20 protein-coding genes are annotated in these 26,001 nt (G+C 68.7%); 5 read left to right on the top strand and 15 right to left on the bottom strand.

The features are described from left to right. Nucleotides 1-47 precede the first annotated feature (47 nt). Entirely contained in the window at nucleotides 48-581 is a 534-nt protein-coding gene (locus tag A3862_RS05180; protein WP_111473390.1) for an isochorismatase family protein, read from the bottom strand. A 1-nt stretch (nucleotide 582) separates the two neighbouring features. Beyond that, nucleotides 583-1,203 (bottom strand): TetR/AcrR family transcriptional regulator, encoded by a 621-nt coding sequence (locus tag A3862_RS05175; protein WP_111473389.1) that lies wholly within the window; start codon nucleotides 1,201-1,203, stop codon nucleotides 583-585. Between the two features lie 279 nt (nucleotides 1,204-1,482). On the opposite strand from A3862_RS05175, the gene A3862_RS05170 reads away from it, so the two are divergent. Then, entirely contained in the window at nucleotides 1,483-3,396 is a 1,914-nt protein-coding gene (locus tag A3862_RS05170) for an AMP-binding protein (RefSeq protein WP_111473388.1), read from the top strand. 29 nt (nucleotides 3,397-3,425) lie between these two features. Continuing rightward, the gene (locus A3862_RS05165; protein WP_111473387.1) at nucleotides 3,426-4,307 is read left to right on the top strand and encodes a 3-hydroxybutyryl-CoA dehydrogenase; all 882 of its coding nucleotides are present in this window, start codon (nucleotides 3,426-3,428) and stop codon (nucleotides 4,305-4,307) included. A 760-nt stretch (nucleotides 4,308-5,067) separates the two neighbouring features. On the opposite strand, the gene A3862_RS05160 is transcribed toward A3862_RS05165, so the two are convergent. From A3862_RS05160 to A3862_RS05150, 3 genes are read right to left on the bottom strand one after another with little or no spacing between them, the layout of a single operon-like run. Further along, on the bottom strand, nucleotides 5,068-5,862 hold the full coding sequence (locus A3862_RS05160; RefSeq protein WP_075381716.1) for an alpha/beta fold hydrolase: 795 nt from the start codon (nucleotides 5,860-5,862) through the stop codon (nucleotides 5,068-5,070). Further along, nucleotides 5,859-7,565 (bottom strand): GMC family oxidoreductase, encoded by a 1,707-nt coding sequence (locus tag A3862_RS05155; RefSeq protein ID WP_043758520.1) that lies wholly within the window; start codon nucleotides 7,563-7,565, stop codon nucleotides 5,859-5,861. The genes A3862_RS05160 and A3862_RS05155 overlap by 4 nt, the downstream gene beginning before the upstream one ends. A gap of 4 nt (nucleotides 7,566-7,569) precedes the next feature. Beyond that, the gene (locus A3862_RS05150; RefSeq protein ID WP_111473386.1) at nucleotides 7,570-8,955 is read right to left on the bottom strand and encodes a UbiD family decarboxylase; all 1,386 of its coding nucleotides are present in this window, start codon (nucleotides 8,953-8,955) and stop codon (nucleotides 7,570-7,572) included. A 176-nt stretch (nucleotides 8,956-9,131) separates the two neighbouring features. Between A3862_RS05150 and A3862_RS05145 the strand changes: the two genes are divergently transcribed. Both A3862_RS05145 and A3862_RS05140 read left to right on the top strand, forming a co-directional pair. Further along, complete coding sequence (locus tag A3862_RS05145; protein WP_111473385.1) at nucleotides 9,132-10,055, top strand: LysR family transcriptional regulator; 924 nt, start codon at nucleotides 9,132-9,134, stop codon at nucleotides 10,053-10,055. 108 nt (nucleotides 10,056-10,163) lie between these two features. Beyond that, nucleotides 10,164-10,736 carry a UbiX family flavin prenyltransferase gene (locus tag A3862_RS05140; RefSeq protein ID WP_012321644.1) on the top strand — a complete coding sequence of 191 codons (573 nt, stop codon included), beginning with the start codon at nucleotides 10,164-10,166 and terminating at the stop codon, nucleotides 10,734-10,736. A gap of 7 nt (nucleotides 10,737-10,743) precedes the next feature. On the opposite strand, the gene A3862_RS05135 is transcribed toward A3862_RS05140, so the two are convergent. The 10 genes from A3862_RS05135 to A3862_RS05090 all read right to left on the bottom strand — a co-directional run bounded on the left by A3862_RS05135 (nucleotide 10,744) and on the right by A3862_RS05090 (nucleotide 23,262). Beyond that, the gene (locus tag A3862_RS05135; RefSeq protein ID WP_111473384.1) at nucleotides 10,744-11,211 is read right to left on the bottom strand and encodes a TIGR02444 family protein; all 468 of its coding nucleotides are present in this window, start codon (nucleotides 11,209-11,211) and stop codon (nucleotides 10,744-10,746) included. 31 nt (nucleotides 11,212-11,242) lie between these two features. Further along, on the bottom strand, nucleotides 11,243-12,592 hold the full coding sequence (locus A3862_RS05130) for an MFS transporter (protein WP_111473383.1): 1,350 nt from the start codon (nucleotides 12,590-12,592) through the stop codon (nucleotides 11,243-11,245). Between the two features lie 174 nt (nucleotides 12,593-12,766). Then, a complete protein-coding gene (locus A3862_RS05125) occupies nucleotides 12,767-13,573 on the bottom strand; it encodes an enoyl-CoA hydratase/isomerase family protein (RefSeq protein ID WP_043758534.1) in 807 nt (268 codons plus the stop codon). A 42-nt stretch (nucleotides 13,574-13,615) separates the two neighbouring features. Continuing rightward, nucleotides 13,616-15,175 carry an AMP-binding protein gene (locus A3862_RS05120; protein WP_111473382.1) on the bottom strand — a complete coding sequence of 520 codons (1,560 nt, stop codon included), beginning with the start codon at nucleotides 15,173-15,175 and terminating at the stop codon, nucleotides 13,616-13,618. Next, the gene (locus A3862_RS05115; protein ID WP_012321639.1) at nucleotides 15,168-15,701 is read right to left on the bottom strand and encodes a (2Fe-2S)-binding protein; all 534 of its coding nucleotides are present in this window, start codon (nucleotides 15,699-15,701) and stop codon (nucleotides 15,168-15,170) included. Before A3862_RS05115 ends, A3862_RS05120 begins: the two co-directional genes overlap by 8 nt. Then, a complete protein-coding gene (locus tag A3862_RS05110) occupies nucleotides 15,689-16,552 on the bottom strand; it encodes an FAD binding domain-containing protein (RefSeq protein WP_111473381.1) in 864 nt (287 codons plus the stop codon). Before A3862_RS05110 ends, A3862_RS05115 begins: the two co-directional genes overlap by 13 nt. Next, entirely contained in the window at nucleotides 16,549-19,551 is a 3,003-nt protein-coding gene (locus tag A3862_RS05105; protein ID WP_111473380.1) for a xanthine dehydrogenase family protein molybdopterin-binding subunit, read from the bottom strand. The genes A3862_RS05110 and A3862_RS05105 overlap by 4 nt, the downstream gene beginning before the upstream one ends. A gap of 110 nt (nucleotides 19,552-19,661) precedes the next feature. Next, entirely contained in the window at nucleotides 19,662-20,519 is an 858-nt protein-coding gene (locus A3862_RS05100; protein WP_075381713.1) for a helix-turn-helix domain-containing protein, read from the bottom strand. Nucleotides 20,520-20,579: 60 nt separating this feature from the next. After that, nucleotides 20,580-21,971, bottom strand: coding sequence for a sodium:solute symporter family protein (locus tag A3862_RS05095; RefSeq protein WP_111473379.1), 1,392 nt, complete (start codon nucleotides 21,969-21,971; stop codon nucleotides 20,580-20,582). A gap of 1,045 nt (nucleotides 21,972-23,016) precedes the next feature. Next, on the bottom strand, nucleotides 23,017-23,262 hold the full coding sequence (locus A3862_RS05090) for a hypothetical protein (protein WP_111473378.1): 246 nt from the start codon (nucleotides 23,260-23,262) through the stop codon (nucleotides 23,017-23,019). A gap of 262 nt (nucleotides 23,263-23,524) precedes the next feature. On the opposite strand from A3862_RS05090, the gene A3862_RS05085 reads away from it, so the two are divergent. Continuing rightward, a complete protein-coding gene (locus tag A3862_RS05085) occupies nucleotides 23,525-25,753 on the top strand; it encodes a CHASE3 domain-containing protein (RefSeq protein WP_111473377.1) in 2,229 nt (742 codons plus the stop codon). Nucleotides 25,754-26,001 lie beyond the last annotated feature (248 nt).

The raw sequence follows: 26,001 nt of genomic DNA, 5'->3' as shown, positions 1-26,001 counted from the left end.
CCCGCGCATGTGCGGGCGGGGTTGCCTATCCTGTCTCGACCGTGGCGTCACTTAATCAGCGCGACGGCCTCGCGGAACCGAGGGTGTTCGCAGGTGGAGAGCCACTCGAACACCACCATCTCGGTCGTGACGATCTCGGCGCCGTGCCGCTCCATGCGGCGCAGCGCGGTTTCCTTGTTCTCCGCCCGGCGGGCCCCGAGGGCATCGCGTACAGCGAACACCTTCCGGTCCCGCGACAGCAACCCGAGCACGGTCTGAAGGACGCAGACGTGGGCCTCGCAACCGGCGACGACCACGGCATGGCCCGGGTCGAGGCGGTCCAGGAAACCGGGGGCGCGGCAGGCATCGAAGGTCATCTTGTGGGCCAGGATGGCGGGATCCGGCTCCAGTTCCGCCACGGTCGGTCCGAGCCCCTTGGCGTTCTGCTCGGTGAACAGGCTCGGGACGTCGAGCAACGCTGCCGCCTCGATCAGGCGCTTCGCGTTCGCCATGGCGGTCGCGCCCTGGTCGATGGACGGCATGAGCCGGGCCTGGAAGTCGACGACGAGAAGGGTCGACGCGCGTACCTCGATGGTCAGCATGTCAGTCCCCGATCCTGGCCATCCGGTAGTGGAGGTAGTCCTCCATCAGCGCCGAGGCCGAGGCGGAGAACATGCGGATGCGGCCGGTGTGAAGGAGAAGTAGGAGCCCGGTGGCGTGGGCGAACACGTCGACCATGACGACGTTAGCGTCGGCCTCGGAAGCGCCGAGTTCCACGGCCGCGGCCGCGATGGGGTGCAGGGCCGTCTCCAGCGCCGCGTTCAGCTGCTCGTCGCGCTCCTTGCCGAGGCCCGCTGGCTTCATGCCCCCGCGCAGCAGGTAGAAGCCCAGGTCGAGGTCGCGCGGGTTTTCCGCGTAGAACCGGAAGAACCCGAGGGCCGCCGCCCGCAAGCGATCCTGGGGCGTCTTCGCCTTCGCGACGGCGGCCTGGACGGCATCGCCGAGCGCCGCGAGCGAGGCGCGCAGTACCTCGGCGTAGATCGCCTCCTTCGAGTCGAAGTGGAAGTAAAGGGCTGCCGGCGTGTACCCGGCCCGCCCGGCGATGGCGCGCAGGCTCGCCCCTTCGAGACCCTCGGCCTCGAACACCTCACGGGCGGCGGTGAGGATAAGCCCCCGCTTGTGCTCGCTCACCGCCTCGCGTCGACCAATCCGTTGCTGTTCCATGCCACCGGCTCCCTACCTACCATGCCTGCTTAGCATCCTGATCGGCAAAATAAACGATTGACTGATAAATCTAACGCGGTTTAATTACCTGAACTTCGAAGCAGGCAACCGCGCAATGCTGCGGGCGCTGTGGCGGCCAGACCCGGCGCCGCCGCGGTTGACGACGGCCACCTTGGGACCGTCCCTCCGCTTCGCGGCCGTGGCCGCGGTGCCGGACCATCTAGAACGACGCCCAAAGGGCGCACGAACCGACGCCCACAGTGGCGCCTGGAGGAACGCATGGGCTATCGCGACACCTACGACGGGTGGCGCCGGGATCCGGCTGGCTTCTGGATGGACGCAGCGGGCGTCGCCGACTGGTTCGAGCCGCCAGGCGTCGCCTTCGACCCGAATGCCGGCGTCTACGGGCGCTGGTTCCCGGACGCGGTCTGCAACACCTGCCACAACGCCCTCGACCGCCACGTTGCCGAGGGCCGGGCCGACCAGCCGGCCCTGGTCTACGACAGTCCCGTCACGGCGACAGTCCGGACCTTCACCTACGCCGAGCTGCTGCGGGAGGTGCAGGCCTTCGCGCTCGTGCTTCGGGACCTGGGCGTCGAGGCCGGCGACCGGGTCGTCATCTACATGCCGATGGTTCCCGAGGCCGTGGTCGGCATGCTGGCCTGCGCACGCATCGGCGCGGTGCACTCGGTGGTGTTCGGCGGCTTCGCCGCCCGTGAGCTCGCCACCCGCATCGACGACGCCGCGCCGAAGGTTGTCCTGTCGGCTACCTGCGGGATCGAGGTGAACCGGGTCGTCGCCTACAAGCCGCTGCTCGACGAGGCGTTGACGCTGGTGCGGCACCGTCCCCAGGCCTGTGTGATCCTCGGACGCGAGCGGCTCAAGGCCGAGCTGATGCCTGGCCGCGACCATGACTGGGGGGCGTTGCGGGACAAGGCCCTGGCCGCGCTCGACGGCGGCCGCGAGTGCCCATGCGCGCGGCTGGCGGCGACCGACCCGCTCTACATCCTCTACACCTCGGGGACGACCGGGAAGCCGAAGGGCATCGTCCGCGACAACGGCGGCCACATGGTCGCCCTGCGCTGGACGATGGACGCCATTTACGGGATGGCGCCGGGCGAGGTTTTCTGGGCGGCCTCCGACGTCGGCTGGGTCGTCGGCCACTCCTATATCGTCTACGGGCCGCTGCTGCACGGCTGCACCACCGTCCTCTACGAGGGCAAGCCTGTAGGCACGCCCGACGCCGGCGCCTTCTGGCGCGTCATCGCCGATTACGACGTCAAGGTCCTGTTCACGGCCCCGACCGCGATCCGGGCGATCCGCAAGGAGGATTCCGAGGGCCGTCTGCTCTCGGGGTACGACCTGTCGTGCCTGCGCGCCCTATTCCTGGCCGGCGAGCGCGCCGACCCGGAGACGGTGCGTTGGGCGGAGGGTCTGCTCGACGTGCCCGTTATCGACCATTGGTGGCAGACCGAGACCGGCTGCGCGGTCGCGGCCAACCCTCTCGGCCTCGAACGGCTGCCCGTGAAGCACGGCTCCCCGGCGGTGCCGATGCCGGGCTACGCGATCCGCATCCTCGACGGCGACGGGCAGCCCGTCGGTCACGGCGAGATGGGCAGCATCGTCCTGGAGATGCCTCTTCCCCCAGGCGCGGCGGTCACGCTCTGGAACGCGGACTACCGCTTCCGGGAAAGCTACCTTGCTGCCCGCCCGGGCTTCTACGACACCGCCGACGCCGGCTCGCTGGACGAGGACGGCTATGTCTGGGTGATGGGCCGGACGGACGACGTGATCAACGTCGCCGGGCATCGTTTGTCGACCGGCCTGATGGAAGAGGTCGTCTCTGCCCACCCGGCGGTCGCCGAGTGCGCCGTCATCGGCTGCCGCGATACCTTGAAGGGCGAGGTGCCTTGCGGCCTGATCGTCCTCAAGGCCGGCGTGAGCACCGATCCGGGGCGGGTCGCCGACGAGGTGGTCGCCCTGGTTCGAGAGCGGATCGGGCCGGTGGCAGCTCTCAGGCGCGTCGTCGCGGTCGACCGCCTGCCAAAGACGCGCTCGGGCAAGATCCTGCGCGCGACCATCAAGCGGATCGCGGACGGCGAAGTTTATGCGGCGCCGGCTACCATCGAGGACCCCACCGTCCTGGCCGAGATCGAGGGCGCTCTGGCGTCGAAACAGGGGCAGCCTGGGTGATCGTGAGGCGACGGCGTTAGGGGCGAGGCATGATGATCGAGATCAACCGCGTCTGCGTCATCGGCGCCGGGCAGATGGGCACCGGCATCGCCCAGGCATGCGCGACCGCGGGCTTCGCCGTGCGCCTGAACGACCGCGAGGAGAAGCGCATCGAGACGGCGTTCGCTAACATCGACCGAAGCTTGGCCAAGCTCGTGTCGAAGGGGAAGCTTGGGGAGACTGCGGGGAGCGACGCGCGCAAGCGCATCGTCCCGGCCCACAGCTTCGCGGACTTGGCGGAGTGTGACCTAGTGATTGAGGCGGCGACCGAGAACGAGGCGACGAAGCGCGAGATCTTCTCCGCGCTGTGTCCGTCGCTCCGCCCGGAGGCCCTGGTCGCGACCAACACTTCGTCCATCTCGATCACGAGGCTCGCCGCCGCCACGGACCGTCCCGAGCGCTTCATCGACGTCCATTTCATGAACCCGGTGCCAGTGATGCAGCTGGTCGAGCTGATCCGCGGCATTGCGACCGGAGAGGAGACCTACGAGGCGGCCAGGACGTTCGTCGCCAAGCTCGGCAAGACGTCGACGATGTCGGAGGACTTCCCGGCCTTCATCGTCAACCGCATCCTGCTGCCGATGATCAACGAGGCCGTCTATACCCTCTACGAGGGCGTCGGCTCGGTGGAGTCCATCGACAACGCGATGAAGCTCGGCGCGAACCATCCCATGGGCCCGCTGGAGCTTGCCGATTTCATCGGGCTGGATACCTGCTTGTCGATCATGCAAGTCCTCCATGAGGGCCTCGCCGACTCGAAGTACCGGCCATGTCCGCTCTTGGTGAAGTACGTCGAGGCGGGCTGGCTCGGCCGCAAGGCCAGCCGCGGCTTCTACGACTATCGAGGCGGGATGCCCATCCCGACGCGCTGACCGGACCATTGACACGAAGGCGGCATGGCCGATCGATCGTGCCGCATAGCTACATGTCGAACCACGGGTTTGCGATGACCTGCCGTCGGGAACGTCGAAAGGCTTTGCGGCTTCGTGAGCGGCAGTTAGGCCGAAGGGGTGATCGCCCTCGCAGCGCCGGTCCGTAGACGACCCATTTTTAGTGTTACACAGCATCACGACTTTGTGGCTGCCGGACCGACCATTCCATCTCAGCGGTAGCTGTGCGGCTACAAGCGGCCATTCCAGTGGTTTCGACGTAAGGTCCGCTGATGGCGCAACTGAGACCCACAAGCAGAGCTGCTGCAACGTCCGCTTCGGAGAAGTCACGAGAGACGGCCGAGCGGCTGGGATGGGCGCAAAGCCGAACGGCTGATTTTGCGCGGGTTGGCGATCCGGCATGGCGTAATCTGGCCGAAAGCGGCCGGTCCGCTTTGGAGGGGGCTTGCTGGAAAAAGGGACAGCCTCTTACCCGATCCAATCCGGTCATTCCGTCGAGGAGGCGAACCCGCCGAAAGCTGTCGGGCGGCAACGTGGGCGAACGTGCCCAGTACCACGGCTGGGCTTTGTCCTCGCCCGGATTTGGAAAGCTCGATCTGGATGAGGCCTGGGAGGCAGGTGACTCCAAATAACCCTGTCAACGAACCTGACACCGCCTCCTGCCCCCCCACGGGAAAGGGGGCCGGCATCCGGCCTCGCGACTGTGTGTTTCAAGGTCAATCAGACATTGTCTTGTGGAGACTTAATTTCTGCTCAAGACAGGTGTGACGAAGCGGGCGATGACGTCGGCAGTTTCTGCCAACGCTTCGCGATGTGGGTGATGCCCAACATTCGGCATCTCATAAACAGTCAGCAGACCGGCCGGGCAAAGTCTGCGAGCGGCACCAATCTGGGCCTTAGTTCCGTAAGCATCCTTTGTCCCCTGGATGATGATTGCCGGGACGGTCCATCGCGTAAGGGCTGTCTCGATTGTCCATCCGCGCCGAGCCGGATCCAACCAGGCGTCGTTCCAGCCGCGAAAGGCTCCCTCGACGTCGGTATGCCGACGGCCGAGACGGACCTTCAGATCGCCATTGTCGTAGGCGTCCCGGGCCCGTCGGGCCCCGGCCAGCGTCGCCTCCTCGACGAAAAAATGGGGCGCGATGAGGACGCCGCCCCGCACGCGGGTGTCGCCCTCCGCCAACGCGAGGGCCGCGATCGAGGCGCCATCGGAATGGCCGATCAGCAGGCCGCTTCGCAGTCCCGCGAGGTCGAGGACCTGGGGAAGTATGGTGCAGGCTTCATGTTCGAGAAAGTCGGTCCGGCGGGGCAGAGGCACGGGACTCGAGGCCCCATAACCCTGGCGCGAGAAAGCCAGGACACCGCATCCGGTCTTCTCGACCAGAATTTCCGGCAGCGGACCCCACTGCATGGCAGAACCGAGACCCTCATGAAGCAACACCAGCGTCGGCGCCAAGTCCGGCTGCGGACCGACGAAATGGTATTCCAGCCGTAGGTCGGCCACCGCAAAGGTGCCGAATGTGTTGAGAGGGATCATCCCATCTCCACCATCATCCTCTCCGCGATCTTTTCCGCAATCATCAAGGTCGGGACGTTCGTGTTTGCGCTAGGAAGGCGGGGCATCACCGATGCGTCGGCGACGGACAGGTTGTCGGTTCCGATGACGCGTCCCCCCGGATCGACCACCGCGCCGGGATCGTCGGCCCGGCCCATGCGGCACGTACCGCTCGCATGCCAGACCCCGAAGACGTTGTCCCGGACAAAGTCGTCGAGAGCGCCATCGTCCTGAAGCACTGTCGCCCAAGCGTGGCCGCCTAGGACCGCGCGCAGCAGCGGGGCGCGCAGCATGGCCGGTGCATCGAACACGGGGGCGAGGAGGCCGGTGAGCCGCCGGTTGCGAGGGGAGACGGCGCTCAACCGCCGGATCAGCGGCGAATAGTTCGCGGGGAAGAGGTCGTCTGAGCGGGGGTTCAGCGTGGGCGAGACCACGAGGTCGCTGAGCAGTCGAATCCCCGAGGCGAGGCGTTCGAGATCGCGGCGATCCGAGAGCAGGCCGAGGTCGATGTCGGGCGGGCCGGACGGGTTTGCTGGATCGAGACGCAGGCGCCCGACCGAGTGCGGCTGGTTCACCCAGAGGAAGTAGAGCGCAAGGCGTCCGCCGAGGGCGTGCCAGCCGGCACGGGCGGAGGCGGTGAGATACATATCGGAGGCGCAGCCTTCGGGATGGCCGGACGAATAGCGCAGGGCCAGCAAGCTCGCGCGCCGGAAGGTCTCGGGCAGCCGGAGCGGGCGGGGAAGGACCTGGGCCATCGTCAAAGCGGGATGATCCCGCAGGTTCTCGCCGACGCCCGAACGATCCAGCCGGACGGGTATCCCGCAGGCGGAGAGCGCATCGCCCGGGCCGATCCCGGCACGCAGGAGGAGCACCGGCGATTGAAGAGCGCCGGCGCACAGGACTACGGAGGCGGCTCTCACTTGTTGCTCGGATCCGTCGCCCCGCCGCAGCACGGCCCCGGTCGCGCGGCGCCCGTCCATCACCAGCGAACGGACCTCGAGGCCGGCGGCAATGGTGAGATTCGGCCGGGCCCGCGTCCCCACGTCCAAATACGCGGCGGCGGCCGAGACCCGCGCGTCGTCCCGGTTGGAGAAGGCCGGCGGGAAGATCCCGTCCTCGAACTCGCCGTTCTGATCGACGCGCCGGGGCAGCCCCGTCGCATCGAAGGCGCGGGCGACCGCATGGGCGAAGGGAGGCCATGCGGGCTCCAGGATGCGCCGGATCGGGAGCGGCCCATCATGGCCGTGCAGCGGACCGCCGCAATCGAGGTCGGTCTCGAGCCTGCGGAAATACGGGAGCACGTCGTCCCAGGCCCACCCCTCGGCGCCGAGCGCGGCCCAGGCCTCGTAATCGCGCGGCAGCCCGCGGTTGGCCGCCTGGACGTTGATGCTGGACGAACCGCCCATCACCCGGCCCTGCTCGTAGGCCCGCCGCCGCATGCGACCGCGGGAGTCGCGGGTGACCGCCGCGTCGAGCCCCGGCCAGATGTAGGTGTCGCCATGGAACAGCGGCATCGGATAGCTATCGAGGATCTCCGCCGGCACCCGGCCCGGCGGTGTATCGATGCCGGCTTCGACGAGGAGCACCCGGCGCCGCGGGTCGGCGGAGAGCCGGTGGGCCATCACGCAGCCGGCAGAGCCCCCGCCGACGATCAACACGTCGACCGTTTTGGGCAAGGCGTTCACGGGATCAGCCGATCACCGCGCGCCAGTCGGCGCCGGGCGCGAGCACCGCGTCGAGATCGACCTCGGCCTCGCCGGGAACACGGATGCGCTTGAATTTCATGGGCGGCGCGTCCAGCAGAACGGTCGCGTCGAGACCCATCTTCGCGCCGACACCCTCGCGGCCCGAGGGATCGAGCTTCGAGCCCTGGGCGTGAGGGATGACGACGAGGTCTCGGTCCGCCTGGAACCGCGTCGAGACCGCCCATTCGACCTCTTGCGGATCGTGGATGTCGACATCCGTATCGACCACGACGGCGTGCTTGATGTCGTAGTGGGCAGCGAAGGCCCCGAGCAGCACGTTCTTGGCCTCGCCCTCCTGCGTCTTCCGCAGGCGGACGTAGAGGTGGTAACGGCCGACTCCCCCGAGGGACAGATGCACGTCCTCGACACCGGGGAAGCTGCGCTGCAGCGTCGCGAGGATCGTGGCCTCCCGGGGGATCGCCCCCAGCAGCAGATGCTCCAGACCGCCGCCGACGATCATGTGGAAGATCGGATCGCGCCGGTGCGTCACCGCATCGACCTGCATGACGTGCCGCTTGGCCCGCTCCCCGTAATATTGCGGGAACTCCCCGAACGGCCCTTCGGGCTCGCGGATTTCGGGCAGGAGGCGGCCCTCGATCACGATTTCTGCGTTCGCCGGAACGCGCACATCGTTCGTCAGGCACTTGATGACGTCGAGGGGCTGGCCGGTGAGCGCCCCGGCGATCTCCAACTCGTCGTGGCCGAGGGGCACGATAGCCTGGGATGCGAGGAGGCAGGCGGGATCGACGCCGACCACGAGGGCGACTTCGAGGCCCCGGCCCTGGGCCTCGGCCTTGCGGTAGAAATTGTCGGTATGCCGGGGCAGGACCAGCACGCCGATCCTGTCTGAACCGCTGATCTGGCAGCGCAGGATGGCGACGTTCTGCAGGCCGGTCTCCGGGTCCCGGGAGATCATCAGGCCCGCCGAGATGTAGGGGCCGCTGTCGTGCTCGTTCAAAGTCGGCACCGGCAGGAGCTTCAGGATGTCGAGTCCCTCCCGGTGGACGACCTCCTGCGCGGGGGCGGAGTTGCGTTCGTGCCAGGGGAGCGGCTGAGCGGCGGCCTGCTGGAAATGGGCGACGAGGCGATCCTGCGTGGTGCCGAGGGCCTCCGCCATCCAGGCCCGGCTCGACACGAGGCCCGAGACGATGGTGCCCGGATGCCCCCCGGGCTGCGGAAATAGGCTGGCCTGCCGGCCGTCGAGGCGGTTCGCCACCGCCGCTGCCTCGTGGCGCAAGCCGATTCCCGGCCGCGCGATGGCGAGGCGCCCATCCCCGGACAGCCGATCGAGCCAGTCGCGGAGGGAACGAACGGGAGTGGGCGCGTTCATGCTGTCCTCACGGCGGGGTCATCTCAACCGAGCTTGCCAGGGGAGGAAGCGTTAAGCTCTTCCCGCAGGCGGGAAAAATAACGATTGGTGATACCGCCCATCAGCCGGTTTGAATTGCGCCGACCGGCCCGCACATGGTCCTCTGGCGCGTTGCTCGTGTCGCCTGGGTCCCGTGTATGGATCTCCGTCAGATCTCCTACTTCGTCGCCCTGTTCGAGGAGGGCAGCGTCACCCGCGCCGCGCAGCGGATGAACGTCGTCCAGCCCGCGCTCAGCATGCAGATCGCCAAGCTGGAACGGGAACTCGGCCAGCGCCTGTTCGACCGCCAGCCGAAGGCCATGGTGCCGACAGCCGCCGGCCGGACGCTGCACCGGCTGGTCCACCCGATCCAGCGGGATGTCGCCGACGCCCGGGCGGCCATGGCGCGCCTGTCCCAAACAGTGTCGGGCCGCGTCACGGCGGGCATCCTGTCGTCCCTGTCGATGAGCGTGATCCCCAGCGTCCTCGCTCGCTTCGCGGCGGCCTACCCAGAGGTCGAGCTATCGCTGGCCGATGGCTACAGCAGCACCTTCATCGAGGGCGTCGGCACCGGCGCCCTTGACCTCGCTGTGATCAACCGGCCGGCCCGACGCCTCGGCCTCGTCATGGCCCCCCTCCTCGACGAGGAAATGGTCGTGGTCGGCGGGCGCGACACACCGTTGCCGTTGCCCCTGCCCATCCGGATGGCGGACCTCGCCGCCCTCGACCTGATCCTGCCTTCGACCCGACACGGCCTGCGCGTCGAACTCGACCGCCGTGTCGCCGCCGCGGACGTGACCCTGTGCCCAAAGCTCGAACTCGACCTGCCCCCCGCGATCGCGGACTTTGTGGCGCGCTCGACGCGTTTCACTGTGCTGCCGAGCATCGCCGTCAGCCGACAGCTCGCCGACGGGTCCCTCAAGGCCTACCGCATCGTCGCGCCGCGCATCGCCCGCGAATTGGTGATCATCCACCATCCGCAGAAACCGCTCAGTTACGCGGCGCAGCTCCTCATCGGTATCCTTGAGGAGGAGTTGAACGCGGCGGCGGCCGCACTCCAGGCCCATATCATCACCGGTTGAGCCCCCCGGACTGATGGCAGCGATCAGCCGACGTTATTCGACACGGGCGAGCACACCCCGATACTGTCACCGGCAAGGTCGCCGCGCCCGTTGCGGCCGGGAGGAACGATGACACCGCTGCCCCTCGTGGTCGGCATCTCGGGTGCTTCGGGGGTGATCTATGGGATCCGTCTCCTGGAAATCCTGCGCGACCTCGCGATCCCGGCCCATCTCGTGATGTCGCGCTCGGCCGAGGTGACGCTGGCCCATGAGACCGACCTCAAGGTCGCCGACGTCCGCGCCCTGGCCGCCAAGACCTACGCCCAGGGGGACATCGGCGCCTCAATCGCCTCCGGCTCCTTCCGGACCCGCGGCATGGTCGTGGCTCCCTGCTCCATGCGGAGCCAGGCCGAGATCGCGACCGGCGTCACATCCGGCCTGCTGACGCGGGCCGCCGACGTGACCCTGAAGGAGCGCCGCCGCCTCGTCCTGATGGTGCGGGAGACTCCCCTCCACACCGGCCACCTCCGCACCATGACGGCGCTCTCGGAAATGGGGGCGATCATCGCCCCTCCGGTTCCGGCCTTCTACGCGCGTCCGGAGAGCCTCGCCGAAATGGTGGACCATACGATCGGGCGGGTTCTCGACCTGTTCGACATCGATGCACCCGGCGTCCGGCGTTGGCGGAGCGGAGAAGGCTGACCGGCGCTCAGCCCTCCAGCGCCGTCGCGAGAACCCGCAGCGGTGCCTCCGGCCAGGTCCGGCCGAGATGGGCGGCATAGAGGACCAGCGCCTCGCCGCCCGAACTCACCGGCATATCTGGGACCGGCGCGGCCTCGAAGAGAGCCGCGAGGGTGAGGCGCTCCGCCTCGATCTCCGCGAGCTTGATCCGCTCCCGGAGCGCCTCCGTCCCCTGGCCCGGCATGAGGTCAGACCGCATCGCCCGGCGGATCGCCCGTAAGGGAATAATCACCTGTCCGCGCCAGGGGCCAATCCGGGCTTCCGCTCCGGCGAGCGCCGAGGCGTCCAGCCTTCGTCCGGTCCTCCCGCACCAGATCAGGTACAGGAGCAGGGGCACATCGGCGCCGCCCTCGTCCTGGAGGGCGAGGCAGGCCGCGGCGACGCCGGGCCGGCCATAGAATGCGCAGGCGAAGGTCCAGAGGGGATCACTCGTCATGGGAGGCCTCCGCCCGCGCAGAACCGTATCGTCAGGCCCGGTCGAGATTGCCCTGCGTCTCGTCGGTCAGGAAGGCACCGACAAGATAGACCAGGGTGACGCCGGTCGTGATGACGGCCAGCACCATCGGAATCTGCGTCGGCCCGTCGGCGACAAGGGAGACGAGCGTCGGCAGCATGCCGCCGAGGGCGAAGCCGATGTTCCAGGTCAGGCCCGTCCCCGTGGCCCGCACCGCCGTCGGGAATTTTTCGTTGAGGAAGATCAGCAGCGGCCCGTAGCTGGCGTTGGCGATGAGCGCCAGCAGGAAGGCGCAGGCCGCGACCCCAACGAGGCTCGTCGTGTTCGCCATGGTCAGGAACAGGGCGGGAAAAGCGAGCAGGCGGATGACGCCCATCAGAAGGAACGACCGTTTGCGCCCGATATGCTGGCTCAGTTCGCCCATGCCGCAGGCGCCGATCGCCGCCGCGACGTTGGCGCCGATCAGGATCATCGAGGCGGTGGCGTTCGGCACGCCGTTCACGAGCTTGAGGAGGGTCGGCAGGTAGCCGGACGTAAGGTAGTAGGCTGCGCCACCACCGAAGGAGATGAGAGTCGCGACCGCGAAGCTTCCCCGGTTGGACGGTGAGAACAGGGAGCGGATCGGCGAGGCCTCCGCCGGAGCGCCTGCCCGGAGCGCCGCCTTCCGGGCCTGGAGATCCTTGAAGATCGGGGATTCCTCGAGATTGCGGAAGAGGATCAGGCCGATCACCGAGGTCAGGAGACCCGAGAAGAACATCAGCCGCCAGCCCCAGTCGGCGAAGGCTTCTCCCGGCGCCATGAGCGAGACGACATAGAAGACCAGGGAGGCAAGCAGGCCGCCGATGGCCGAGCCGCCACCGCCGACCGCCCCGGACATCAGCCCCCGCCACCGCTCCGGCACGGATTCCGTACCGATCGTGTGGGATGCCGCGACGACGCCGCCGACGAAGATGCCCTGGACGAGGCGGAAGAAAAGGAAGACCGCAGTCGCGAGCCATCCGATCTGGCCGACCGTCGGCAGGAGACCGAAGACCGCGGTCGATATGCCGACGCCGACCACCGCCACCATGAGGGCGCGACGGCGGCCGAAGCGGTCCGCATAGGAGCCGAACAGGGCCGAGCCGAGGGGCCGGATCAGCAGCGTGACCGCGAAGGACGCATAGGCGCCGGCCAGCGACAGCATCGGCTTGTCCGCCGGGAAGAACAACGTGCCAACGACCGGCGCGACGTAAAGCAGGATGAACAGGTCGAAGAGATCGAGCCCCCAGCCGAACAGCGAGGCCATGGCGGCGGTCACCGTCTGCCGGCCTGTGGGTTTGGCGAGGGCGGGGGGATCGGATGCGAAGGTGGCGGCGGTCTGCATAGATTTCCTCCGGGGGATGCGGTCGTTGCCGCGGGGGGGCCGGTTCGGGCTCTGGGTCTGGGCGGGAGCCATTCGGGCGTGCGCCGTCGTTTCCCGCCTGGGCGGGATCGAAGCGGTGCGGTAGGCGTCACAGGATGGGGGGAACCGCTCGGCAGCCCCCCCGGCGCGGCCGGACTATGAGCCGGTGAAGCGCGGCGCGCGCTTGGCGTGGAACGCCTCGACGCCCTCGCGGAAGTCGTCGGCCTGACGAAGGCGGCTGTAGCAGTGTCCTTCGAGCTCGATGGCGATGGACAGGCTCGCGTCCTCGGTGTCGTTGAGGAGCTTCTTGGCGGTGCGCTGGGCGATGGGCGAGAAGGCGCGCAGTTCCTCCACGAGGGCGTCGGTGGCCTTCTCCAGGTCCGCATCGGGTACGCATTCGGTGGCGATGCCCCAGTCGAGGGCCTGCCGCCCGGGGATGCGCTTGGAGCGCATCACGATATCCTTGGTCCGGGTGATGCCGACGATCTTCTGGAGCCGGGCCGAGCCGCCGGAGCCGGGAATCTGGCCGAGCTTCTGTTCGGGAAGCGCGTAGCGGCAGGTCTCGGAGACGATGCGGAAATCGCAGGCCAGCGAGATCTCGAAGCCGACACCGAACGTGTAGCCCCGGTTGGCGGCGATGACGGGCTTCGAGCAGCGGGCCGGCGCCGCCATGTTCCAGGCGAGCTTCGAAACGTGCTCGGGAGAGGCGTCGAGGAAGCCCTTGATGTAGCCCCCCGACGAGAAGTGCTCGCCCTCCGCCCGCAGGACGATGACCCGCACGCGGGGATCCTCGTCCAGCGCCTCGAAGACCTTGCGGATCTCATCGCGCTGGGGCATCGCGATGACGTTCATCGGCGGCCGCGCCAGGATCACGTCGGCGCGCTCGCGCTCCACGTCGATCTCGACGCGGAAGCCGTCGAGGTTCGTCATGCGCGGGTCGATGGTGGGGGTGTCACTCGTCATGGGTTGGGCTCTCGCTGGAAATTCGGGGAGGGGGCGGGACCGTCAGGCGGCCTCGTGGCCTTCGGCATGGGGCTCGGTCGTACCTTCGGGCACGTACTCGCCCGCTACGAGCTGGCGGCGCAGCAGCTTGCCGACCGGCGATTTCGGGATCTCGTCCACGAAGACGTACCGGCGCGGCAGCTTGTGGCTCGGCAGGCCGCCCGCCCGGCAATGGGCATCGAGCGCCGCTTCGTCGGTGCTGCCGCTCCGCTTGATGAAGGCCGCGACGATCCGGCCCCAGCGCTCGTCGGGCAGGCCCACAACGGCGACTTCGGACACGGCCGGATGCAAGGAGAGGCGGCTCTCGATCTCGACGGGCGAAACGTTCTCGCCCCCGGTGATGATCATGTCGTCCACCCGGCCGGTGACGTAGAGGTCGCCATCGGCGTCGGCGAAGCCGGTATCGCCGGTGAAGTACCAGCCATCACGAAAGGCCTTCGCGTCGGCTTCGGGGCGATGCCAGTAGCCCTCGAAGGCTTCGTCGCCCTTGGCGATGACGGCGATCTCGCCCTCCTCGCCCGGCGCGGCGGTTCGGCCTGGGTCGCCCCCCATGGGTACGACGCGCACCATCGTGTTGAGGCCCGCCCGCCCGGCCGAACCGGGTTTCACCGCCGCCTCGTGGTTGATCGTAAAGGTGTAGACCTCCGACGAGCCGTAATGATTGACGAACAGGTCCGGCCGGAACGCCTCGGTCAGGCGGGCGAGCAGGCCGTCCGTCATCGGCGCTCCGGCGAAGCCGAGCTTGCGCACGGAGGTCGTGTCGGTCGCCGGGAAATCCCGATGGTGCACGAGGTCGTGATAGAGGGTCGGCACGAGGTAGAGGTTGGTGATCCGCTCGGCCGCGATCAGCCGCAGCGCGCCGGCCACGTCGAACCGGGGGAGGCAGACGAAGGTCCCGCCGATCAGCGACATGGCGAGGAGCGAGCGCACCCCCATCGTGTGATAGAGCGGCATCACGCCGAGGGTGCGCTCGCCGCGCCCGTAGAGGTTTTGCGCCACATGGGCCACGGCCGCCGCGCGCTCCGCCCGGTGTCGCCGCGGGACCCCCTTGGGCTTGGCGGTGGTGCCGGAGGTGTAGAGCATCAGCGAGATCGCCTCCGCGTCGGCCCGGGGCGTCACCGGAGGCCCCTCGCTGGCGGCGAGGTCGGCGAAGGCCGTCTCGCCGGGGCCGGGTGGCGTGCCGACGGCGATGCGCGGGATTCGCTGCGACGCCGCGCTGTCTCGCAGGCTCCCGGCCGAGACCGGTTCGTAGGCGATGGCGCGGGCCTGCGCGTTCTCGACCGCGTAATCGATCTCCTCGGCCTTGGCCCGCCAGTTGATCGGCGTGATCACGATGCCCGCGAACTGGCAGGCCCAGTGGAGGGTCGCCGCCTCGTGCCGGTTCTGGAGGACCGTGACGAGGTGGTCGCCGGGCTTCAGCCCGAGCCGGTCGAGCCCGGCCACGGTTGCGGAGATGACCCCGAACCACTCCGCGTAGGTCAGCCGGGTCTCCCCATCGACGAGGGCCAGGGCGCGGGGATCGCGGGAGACGCTCGCAAGGAAGCTGGTGCCGAGATCAAGCATGGGCGGCCTCCGGGGATGACGGGGCCGGGATGTCGCCCCTGAGTTCCGCAGCCGCCTCCAGGGCGGCCTCGATGATCGGCGCGTAGCCGGTGCAGCGGCAGAGATGGCCGCCGATCACTTCCGTGATCTCCCGGCGCGAGGGGTTCGGCCGGAAGGCGAGATAGGCGTCGAGCGACATCAGGATGCCGGCGGTGCAGAAGCCGCATTGCAGGGCGTGCCGCCGCCGGAACGCCGCCTGCAGCACCCCGAGGCGGCCGGGCTCCGGAGCCAGACCCTCGACGGTCCGCACGGCGCAGCCCTCGACCCCCACGGCGAGCGTCAGGCAGGCCCGGGCGGGCACCCCGTCGATGGACACCGTGCAGGCGCCGCAGACGCCGTGCTCGCAGCCGACATGCGTGCCCGTGGCCCCGAGCCCGTGGCGCAGGGCGTCGGTCAGCAGGGTGCGGGTCTCGACCTCGACCGTGGTCTCGCGCCCGTTGAGGGTAAAGGCCACCGTGTGACGGCCCTTCGCGTCTAGCTGTGGCATGGCACGGCCTCCTGATGGGTGTCGCCGCGGGCGACCTTGACGGCCTGTTCCAGCACCCGGCGGCCGAGGCTGCGCACGAGCTCGCGGCGGTAGCGGGCGGTGCCGTGGAGATCGTCCCCCGCGCCGAGGTCCCAAGCGAAGGCGTTGAGGGCATCGTCGAGCGCCGACCCGTCGAGGTGGGGGAAGTCGCGGGCGGTGGGCCGGTCGGCGACGCCGCCGACCGCGAGCCGCATCCGGGTGCCGTCCACCACGGCGGCGCAGGCGACGATGGCGTAGTCGCCGTGCCGACGCCCCACCTCGGCGAAGGCCGTGCCGGTGCCCTCCCGGCGCAGGGGATAGGCGATGGCCTCGATCATCTCGTCGTCGGCCCGGTCGGTGACCATCATGCCGGTGAAGAAGTCCTCGGCCGCCACGCGCCGGACTTTTCGGCGGCTGCGCAGGTGAATCTCGCCCTGCAGCGCCACGAGGCAGAGGGGGATTTCCGCGCTCGGGTCGGCATGGGCGACGGAGCCGCACAGCGTCCCACGCGCCCGGGTCTGGATGTGCCCGACCCACGGCAGGGCGGCGGCCAGCAGCGGCAGATCCCTCGCGAGACCCGGCCGGTCGAGGAGGATGGCCTGCCGCACGCCCGCCGGGATGACGAGAGCCCCCTTGTCGAGACGGGGCTCTTTGAGGGCGGGGATGCGCATCACGTCGACGAGGACGGCGGGCTTCGTCAGCCGCATGTTGAGCATCGGCATCAGGGACTGGCCGCCCGCGATGATCCGCGCCTCGGGGCCGTGCTGGCGCAAGGCTTCGAGGGCGTCGTCCAGGGATGCGGCGCGGAGGTAGTCGAAGGGAGCGGGCTTCATGCCGGGACTCCGAGGCGGGCAAGCAGGCGGCGCAGGAAAGCCGGAAGCCGGGAGGACGGGCCGGCGGAGCCTCCCGCCCGCCGGGCGAGGGCGGTGAAGAACCCGCCGATGATCACCCGCGCGGCCCCGTCGAGGAGACGTCCGCCCACCGCCGCGACCTTGCCGCCCACCGCCGCCTCGTAGACGTAGGCGATCCGCGTGCCCCCCGTGCCGTCGGGCTCCAGGGTCAGGCGGCCGGTGCCGCCACCGCTGCCGAGGCCGCCCGTCACCGTGCCGGTGAGCGTCACCGCCCGGGGCTCGTCGAGGTCGGAGAGGATCACCTCGGCCTTGTAGCGGCCCTTCACCGGGCCGACGCCGAGCGTGACGTCGGCCTGGAACCGTGTGCCGGAGAGCTTCCGCACCCCGTGCGAACCGGGGATGACGGAGGCGAGCACGTCCGGGTCGAGGAGCATCGCCCAGACCGTCTCCGGCGGAGCCGTGACGGTGGCCGAGCCCTCCCCACGCAAGGTGCGGTCGCCCGTCTTCGTGGCGGGCTTCGGGGCAGAGTGGCCGGCGGGGGGCGCTCGTTCCTCCCCGCCCGCCGCGAGGGCAGCGAGCTTGGCGGGCGTCAGGGGCAGGTCGATGGCTTCCAGGCCCAGGGCGTCGGCCACCGCGTTGGCGAGGCAGACCGGCGTCGACATGCAGTTGCCCTCGCCGACCCCCTTCGCGCCGAGCGGCGTGAAGGGCGACGGGCTCTCGACGTGCAGGATGCGCAGGTCCGGCACCTCGGTCGCGGTGGGCAGCAGGTAGTCAGCGAAGGTGCCGGACAGGAAGGCGCCGTCGTCGCCGTAGGCGAGTTCCTCGTAGACCGCCGCGCCGAGCGCCTGCGCGAAGCCGCCGCGCACCTGCCCCTCGACCATGCCGGGGTGCAGGATGCGCCCGCAATCGTGCATCGAGACGTAGCGGTCGATGGCGATCTTGCCGGTGACCCGGTCGATCTCCAAACCGCAGATGTCGAAGATGAAGCCGTGGCACAGGGAGGAGTTGATGTGGTCCTCCGCGTCCGGCGCCGTCAGCTCCGGGGGTGTCCAGAACACCGTCTCGCGGATCACCGCGCCGAGCTCCTCGGGCACGAGGCCGGGCGACCAGTGGCTCGTGGCGGCGACCCGCGCGAAGGGCAGACCCGCATCCGGGTTCACCCGCGAGGCGATGCGCCCGCCCGCGAAGACGAGATCCTCCGGGCGCAGGTTCAGCTGCGCCGCCGCGATCCGCGCGAGCCTGTCGCGCAGGCGGGTGGCGGCGAGGTGCGCGACCCCCGCCACGGCGGCGGCGAAGCGGCTCGCGTAGTTGCCGGAGGCGATCGACCACGCATCCTTGGCGGTATCGAGGTCGGCGGTGACGCGGACCTGCTCCATCGGGAGGCCGAGCACGTCGGCCACCACCTGGGCCAGCACCGTCCGGTGTCCCTGGCCCTGCGGCACCGAGGCGACCTGCACCGTCACCGAGCCGACGGGATCGAGGGTGATGGTGGCCGTCGATTGCGCGCCGTTCTTCGGTCCCGCCTTGGCGCGCTCCTGTGCCGTCAGCACGGTGGTGATGTAGCCCATGTTGGAGACGCTGGGCTCGACCGCCGCCGTGAGGCCGATCCCATAGAGGCGGCCCTCGGCGCGGGCGGCGTCCCGCCGCCGCTTCAGCTCATCGAGCCCGCCGTCCCGGGCGGCTTCGTCGAGGGCGCGCTGGTAATCGCCGGAATCGTAGAGGGCGCCGGTCGCGGTGCGATAGGGAAAGGCGTCGGCCGGAATCAGATTCCGGCGGATCACCGCGAAGGGTTCTAGGCCCAGCGTCAGCGCGATGCGCTGCATCAGCCGTTCGAGCGGATAGTAGACCTGCGGCCCGCCGAAGCCGCGCACGAGGCCGGTCGGCGTCTTGTTGGTCAGCACCACCCGGTTGCGCACGGCGACATTGCGGATGGCGTATGCGCCGGTAAGGTTGCCGTGCATCCGGTAGAGCGTGGCGGGTTCGGGCGCCCGCAGGTAGGCGCCACAATCCTCGATCTGGTCCCAATCGAGGGCGGTGACGCGCCCGTCCGCCTCGAAGGCGGCGCGGAGCGTCGTGACCCGGTTGGTAGCGGAGACGGAGGCCGAGAGGTGCTCCAGCCGGTCCTCGATCCACTTCACCGGCTGGCCCACGAGGCGCGCCGTGGCGGCGATTAGGACGGCGTAGGGCGCGACGCCCTGCTTGACCCCGAAGCTGCCGCCGGAATCGGGGGGCGTGCGCAGGCGCAGGCGGTTGCCCGGCACCTTGAGCGCCCGGGCCACCACTGCATGGATGCTGAATGGCCCCTGGAAGTTCGCGAGCACGTCGTAGGAATCGTCGGTGGGATCGTAGGAGGCGACGACGCCGTAGGTCTCCATCGGCGAGCCGGTGTTGCGCGGGTAGCGCACGGTCACGGACAGGCTGCGCGGGCTCTCCGCGAAGGCCGCCTCGGGATCGCCGTAGCGGAAGCGTCGGTCGCTGACGCAATTGGCGCCGACGGCCTCGTGCAGGATCTCGCTGTCGGGGGCGAGGGCCGCCAGCGGATCGACCACCGCGGGGCGCACCCGGTACTGCACCTCAATCAGGTCGCAGCCGTCCTCCGCGAGGTAGCGGTCTCGGGCGACGACGATGGCGACGGGCTCGCCGACATAACGCACCCGGTCCACCGCGATGGCGCGGGCATCGACGGCCGCCCGCAAGGCCGGGACGAGGCCGGTCGTGACGGCGTCGAGGTCCCGGCCCGTGACCACGGCGGCGACGCCGGGCAGCGCCTTGGCCGCCTGAACATCGAAGCCAAGGATGTCCGCATGGGCGTGGGGCGAGCGCAGGATCGCCGCGTGCAGCGTGCCGGGCCGCATGCCGAGGTCGTCGATGTAGCGCCCGAGCCCGGAGAGCAGGGCTGCGTCCTCGACGCGCTCCACGGACCGTCCGACATAGCTCGTTGACACGATGCCCAAGCCGCTTCCTCCGCCGGACCTCTCCATGGGGTCCGTGTTGCGGAGAAAGTGGCGGATCCAGGGGGGCGCCACGATGCCGAGGCGTCTCGCGACTTACCCAAACGTCTCATTTTCGCGGCGGCCAGGGGGCCTCCGACTCACACGGCAGGCTGGCCGCTCCGCCGGACGATGCTGCGAAAGATGCTCGGCGGCACGCTGACGTGATCGCGAAAGAACCGCGAGAAATGGGCGGGAGCGGCGAAGCCGAGCCGTGTGCCGATCACCGCCAGAGGCTCGTCGCTGCCCACGATGGCTTCGACGGCCTGCTCGATCCGGATCGCGTTGAGGAAGACATGGGGCGGGGCCCCGGTGGATTGCTCGAACAGGCGATAGAACTGGGCCCGGGAGAGACCCGCTTCACGGGCCAGGGCCTCGATCCCCATGGTGGCTCCGGGCTCGGCGCGCACGCGGGCAATGGTGCGCCGGATCCGCCAGTCGCCGGCGTTGCGCCGGGCGGCGGCGCGAAGCGACTCCGCCGCCTCCCGCCAGGCGGTGAACCGCTCGATCACCGCGATCATCAGGCCCGACAGCAACTGATCCTGGATGTGCGAGGAATGCGGCGCGTAGACCATCTCGGCGGCGAGGTCGTGCGCGAGGCGGCGGATCGTCGGCGTCACTCCACCCGACGGTTGCCCGAAGAAGCCAGGTGCGCCGCTCGCCGCCCAGTTCCGCCGGAAGGCCCCCAGCCAGTCCGGCTCGATATAGAGGGCCAGGATCATCGCCTTGGCGCGGCGCGGATCATGCAGGTAAGCGTGCGTTTCCCAGGCATTGACGAGCACGGCCTGTTCATCGGTCAGCGCGACGACGCGGTCGCCGACGAGGAACTGCGTGTCGTCCCCCTCGACCTTCAGCAGGACATGGCAGTGCGGATGCGCGTGCCGGACGAGGCTCCGGTCCATGTCGAGGAGCGCCACGCGGCCGAAAGTGCCATGAGCGATCTCAAGAGCCTCGGACATCTGCACTATTTAGCATGGTCCGCGGGGGGCAGCTAGATCGCCGCCGGGACACCCGTCCCGTCAGGGCGCCGCAACCTGTTCGTTCCGGAGCGTGGTCCTCTTCCGGAGTTCGGCTGTACCCATCACCGCTAGGGGAATGACGAGGGCCACATAGGCGTTGTCGATTCCCCAGGGATCGCCGGCGAGGAACCAGCCGATCGTCAGGACGAGGGAAACCAGGATGCTGACGACGGCGGCCCGCGGGGTGCCGAAGCGCGGAGCGTAGAAGGCAAAGATGACCAAGACCGCCAGGGTCGCCCGCAGGGATTTCGCGAGGAACGTCACCTTCAGGATATCCGGCGCGAAGATCGCCAGGGGAATCGGGATCAGGCCCACGAGCACCGTCATGCTGCGGACGAACCGCAGGGACGACGTCCCATCCTCGCTCCGACGGCGGGGATGATAGAAATCCTTGAACAGTAGGGTGGCAGCGCCGATGCTAAGGGCCGAGATCGTGCCGAACAGCGATCCCGCCAATCCCGCCACCACGATGGCGGCCAAAAGATCGTCCATCCGGGCGATCAGGCCCGGCAAAGCCTGGATCGCGGGGATTCCCGGCAGCAGCGCCGCCGCGCAGACGCCGACCAGGGCAGCGCCGATGCCGAACGGCACGAGCAGGAAGGCACAATAAAAGCTGGCCTGCCGCGCCGTGCGCCCGTCCTGCACGGTATTGATGGCCTGGATCACGTATTGCGTCGAGAAGACCGCGCCGATGCCGGCGACCATCCACGCGAAGATCTGTGACCAGCCGACCGTATCGACCGCGAACATCGCTTCGGGCACGTGGGCCCGCAGGTTCGCGAAGCCGCCGACCTGAGACAATCCGAAGGCCACGGCCGCGAGGATGCCAAGATACTTCACGACGGCATGCAGGACGTTCGTATAGATAACCGAGCGCATCCCCCCGACACTGACATAAAGCGTCGCGACGATACCCGTGATGACGATGGCGCTGGTCCGGTCGACGTTGAGGAGGCCCGCCAGGATCGTACCGCCGCCCGCATAGGTCGAGACCGCGACGATCTGGAGCGCGAAGATCATGATGACCGAGGTCGCGAGCTTGGTCGGGCGACCGTAGGCCTTGGCCAACGCCCCGGAGATCGTGTTCTCGCCGAGTTCCTTGAAGCGGGGCGCCAGGAGAATGGCGTAGAGAACGAAACCGACGGCGAGGGCGAGGACGTTCCAGGCGGCCGACACGCCGACCCTGTAGGCCGTCTGTGTCGTGCCGACGCTCGTGGCGGTCCCGATGAATTCCGACATCAGCAGAAAGCCGATCAGGAATGCAGGATAGCGCGTGCCGCCGGAGGTAAAGCTTCCAGCGCTCCTCGCATGGCGTCGCACAGAGAAACTGATCAGCCCCATCGCCGCCATGTAGGCCAGGGTCAGGGAGAGAACGATCCAGTTTGGCTGCATGGGTGCGGCCTAACGGCGACGCCGTAGCGCTTGCGCGCCAAGGGAACCCAGCATGTTTCCTCCGAAATCATTCGGGGCCGCAGCTTTCCTCGCAGGAGCTAGAAGCGACGGCCATTACGGGGGAAACTAGATGCTGAAGAGGAAACGGACAAATTCTCTGATTTGATCGGCACCATCAGATTATCTGATTCAGCGCGATAAACCATATTATCTGATTCAGCGCGATAAACCATATAAAGCGCGCCCTAAGCAATTCGCGGCAGGTCAAAAATTGTTGTTATATACATTCTAATTTGTTGAATAATTTTTATCGATTAAATAGAAATTACTTTTCCTGTGTGCTCGAATGCCTAAAAAACAGACGATGAAATTGGTCAGAATGTTATCAGAGCGCATTTGTATCGACTTACGTATAATAGTCACTGAGTAGCAGGCTAGCCGAGAAAGCTAACATACTTCTCGCGACCCATGTCTGCCATCTAGGGCAGAGTTGGCGCATCCCGATAGCGGTCTTCCGCGGCAGTTGAGCAAAATCAGCTTAGCTTGGGGCACGAGGGGGCGTAGGCCGTTGGTGACGGCGCGAGGGCAAGGCTGACCTCAACGATGGTGTCGTCAAAGGTCCACCGGGGGATTGTGTGCCTCGGAACTTAATTCGTGAAGGCACCTGCGAAGCCTCCCTACGGCGATGCATTGTCGGATACATCGACAACCAGGCCATCGCTCAGCTGCCGATAGAACGTCTGCTTTCAGGTTGCTGCCCGGTTCGGCTGAGTGGCAGAAATGGGCGCAGAGCCGCCGACTGGGTTTGGCCGTAAGCGGAATGACTGCTTCGGAGACGGCCAATCGGAAAAGCGAACCGCATCCTAGCGACCCAACGCAGTCGTTCATGAGCGGCTGAGCGCCTCCCGTAAGCGGACAAGGCCTTGGACAGACGGAAGATACGTGTGCGGGTCTGGAAATTGCTTCGTCAAGTCGCGCAATCGAGGCAGGTGCGCCCGCAATGTCGGCTTATGACAGCCTACACCCCGTCGGCTACAGAATCGGCTCAGGCCATCAGGCGGTGGGTGTTGTCCGCGACGAGCTCCCGGTAGCGCGCGATGACGTCGCCCTGGCTGCCGCCCGCCATGAGGGTGTTGGCGGCCTCCATCGCGGCCACGACCTTCTCGCCGACCATCGAGACCATCTCGGCCTGGCCCTCGGCGCCGCCCCAGGCGATCCGCACGAGCCTCAACTCGATGACCTTCTGAGCCTCCACGGCAAGGAGGAACGCGGCGTAGAACGGGTTCAGCATAACGGCTCCGGTTGATCGATTGCATCCGACAACGCCTGGGCCGGGGCCTGGTTTCTGCGGACGATGACGCAGGCCTGGGCCGTCCCCATCACATCGAAGTGCGCCCCCTCCGTCGGCCCGCCCGCAAAAGCCCGCAATCGCGACCTAGGCGGTGGTAACGGACTTGCCGGTAGGCGATGCTGCGGCCCGGGCATCAGACCACGGTCGCATGTCGCCATCGCCCAAGAAGCGGCCCCGCTCTGCCGGCGCAGTCACGGACCCCATGACCCAGTACCTCGTCAGGCGCGCCAACCTCCTCGTGCTCGGTGTCCTCATAGCCATCGTCGCCTTGGTCGGCGCGGTGACCTGGGAACGCCTCAAAGCCTCGCGCGAGGCGCGGGAGTGGTCGCAGCACAGCTACCGGGTCCTCAGCACCATTAAGGACCTCGCCATCGCCCTGCGCGACGCCGAGCGTGGCCAGCGCGGCTACGTCCTCACCGGCCGCGACGAGTACCTCGCGCCCTACGACGCCGCCCGCGACCGGCTCGGCCTGCTCCAGGGCGAGTTGCAGAAGCTCACGGCCGACAACCCCACGCAGCAGGAGCGCATCCGCGCCCTGGCACCGGCCATCCAGCAGAAGCTTGAGGAACTCGCCCAGACCTTGCAGGCGCGCCGCGACGGCGGGCTTGAGAACGCCTTGCGCATCGTCAACGGCGACACCGGGCGCAACCACATGCGCGAAGCCGAGGCCATGCTCGACGGCATGCTGGCCGAGGAGCAGCGTTTGCTCGACGAACGCCTCGCGCAGAACGACGGTCGGGCGGCCTGGGTGCGCTGGATGGTCATCGCCGGATCGGCACTGGCCGTCCTCACGATGCTCTGGGCGGCCCGCCTCCTGAACCAGGCATGGTCGCGCTCCTACGCGACCGAGGCCGAGCAGCGGGCCCTGGCGCTGCGCCTACGCACCACCATCGACAGCCTCAGCCAGGGCGTCGCGGTGTTCGGCCCCGACCGCAAGCTCGCGAACTGGAACGAGTGCTTCCAGGTGCTGCTCGACCTGCCGAAGGCCATGCTCCGGCCGGGCACCGCCTACGGCGCCTTCGTCGAGCACACCGGCGAATCCGGCCGCCCCGCGCTGGAGACCGAGGACCAGGTCCGCCACGGCAGCCGGAATCCCCGCGAGGCGGTCACGTACGAGCGCGAGCGCGCGGACGGGCATCACCTTGAGATCCGCCGGACGCCGATGCCGGACGGCGGCTTCGTCCTGACCATCTCGGACATGACCAAGCGCGCCCAGGCCGAGGCCGTGCTGCGCGAGGCCCAGAAGATGCAGGCGGTCGGACAACTGACCGGAGGCATCGCGCACGATTTCAACAACCTGCTGCAGGTCATCCTGGGGAACCTGGAGTTCGTCCGGGCGAAGCTCGACGGCGACGCCAGGCTGCAGCTGCGGATCGAGCGCGCGTCCTGGGCTGCCCAGCGCGGCGCGACCCTGACGGGCCAGCTCCTCGCCTTCGCCCGCAAGCAGCCGCTCGCCCCGGCACCCGTCGACCTCGCCGCGACGATGCCGGACCTAGTCCCCCTCCTGCGGCGCACCCTCGGCGAGCACATCGAGGTGCGATACGTCGAGACCGCGGGCCTATGGCCTGCCATGGCCGACCCGGCCCAGTTGGAGAGCGCGGTCCTCAACCTGGCCCTCAATGCCCGAGACGCGATGCCTGGAGGCGGCCGGCTCACCATCGAGCTCGGCAACAAGGTCCTCGACGAGGCTTACGCCCGGGAGAACGCCGAGATCACGCCCGGCGACTACGCCATGGTGGCGGTCTCGGACACCGGCCACGGCATGACCCCGGACATCGTCAGGCGCGTGTTCGAGCCGTTCTTCACGACCAAGCCCGACGGCAAGGGCACCGGGCTCGGTCTCGCCATGGTGTTCGGCTTCGTCAAGCAGTCGGGCGGACACGTGAAGATCTACTCGGAGCCAGGCGAGGGCACGACCGTGAAGATCTACCTGCCCCGGGCGGTCGGTGCCGTCGCCGCCGCGCCGCTCACCGGCGCGCCCGTCGAGTTGCCGCGCGGCTCGGCCACGGTGCTGGTCGTCGAGGACGAGGCGGGGGTGCGCGAGATCGCATGCGCGATCCTCTCCGACCTCGGCTACCGGGTGATGGAGGCCGCCGATGGCGAGGAGGCGCTCCGGGTGTTCGGGGCCAACGCGGCGTCCGTCGACCTGCTGCTCACGGACGTGGTCCTGCCGGGCAAGGTTCGCGGGCGCGAACTCGCCGAGCGCGTCCAGGCTCTGAGGCCGGAGGTGCGGGTGCTGTTCATGTCCGGCTACACGGAGAACAGCATCGTGCACCACGGCCGGCTCGACGACGGGGTGCACCTCGTGGGCAAGCCGTTCAAGCGCGAGCAGCTCGCCCGCAAGGTCGCCGACGTCCTGAAGGGTGCCGCGGCGCCACCGGAGGCCGGGAACGTCGTGCCCCTGCGCCCCACCAGGGACGCGGGTCCCTGACGCCGGCGGGCTCCCCTAACGCCCGTTGATCGGCCCGGGAGGCTGGGGCGCCGGAGGCTCGCCCGGCGGATCGCCTTCCGGCGGTGCCGGGTCCGGCGGCGGATCGCCGATGGGCGGCAACGGGTCGTCCCCTGGCCTCGGCGTATCGGACTGCATCATGACCCCCCACGTTCGGCTCCCGGGAGTGGAAGCGGACGACAACGCGCGGAGGTCCGCGATGTCCCGCGCGAGGTGAACTCCGTAGGGCT

This window comes from Methylobacterium sp. XJLW (assembly GCF_003254375.1).
In the GTDB taxonomy this organism is placed as follows: domain Bacteria; phylum Pseudomonadota; class Alphaproteobacteria; order Rhizobiales; family Beijerinckiaceae; genus Methylobacterium; species Methylobacterium fujisawaense.
Note: the sequence above shows the minus strand (reverse complement) of the source record. Positions and strands in the feature narration are given on the sequence as shown.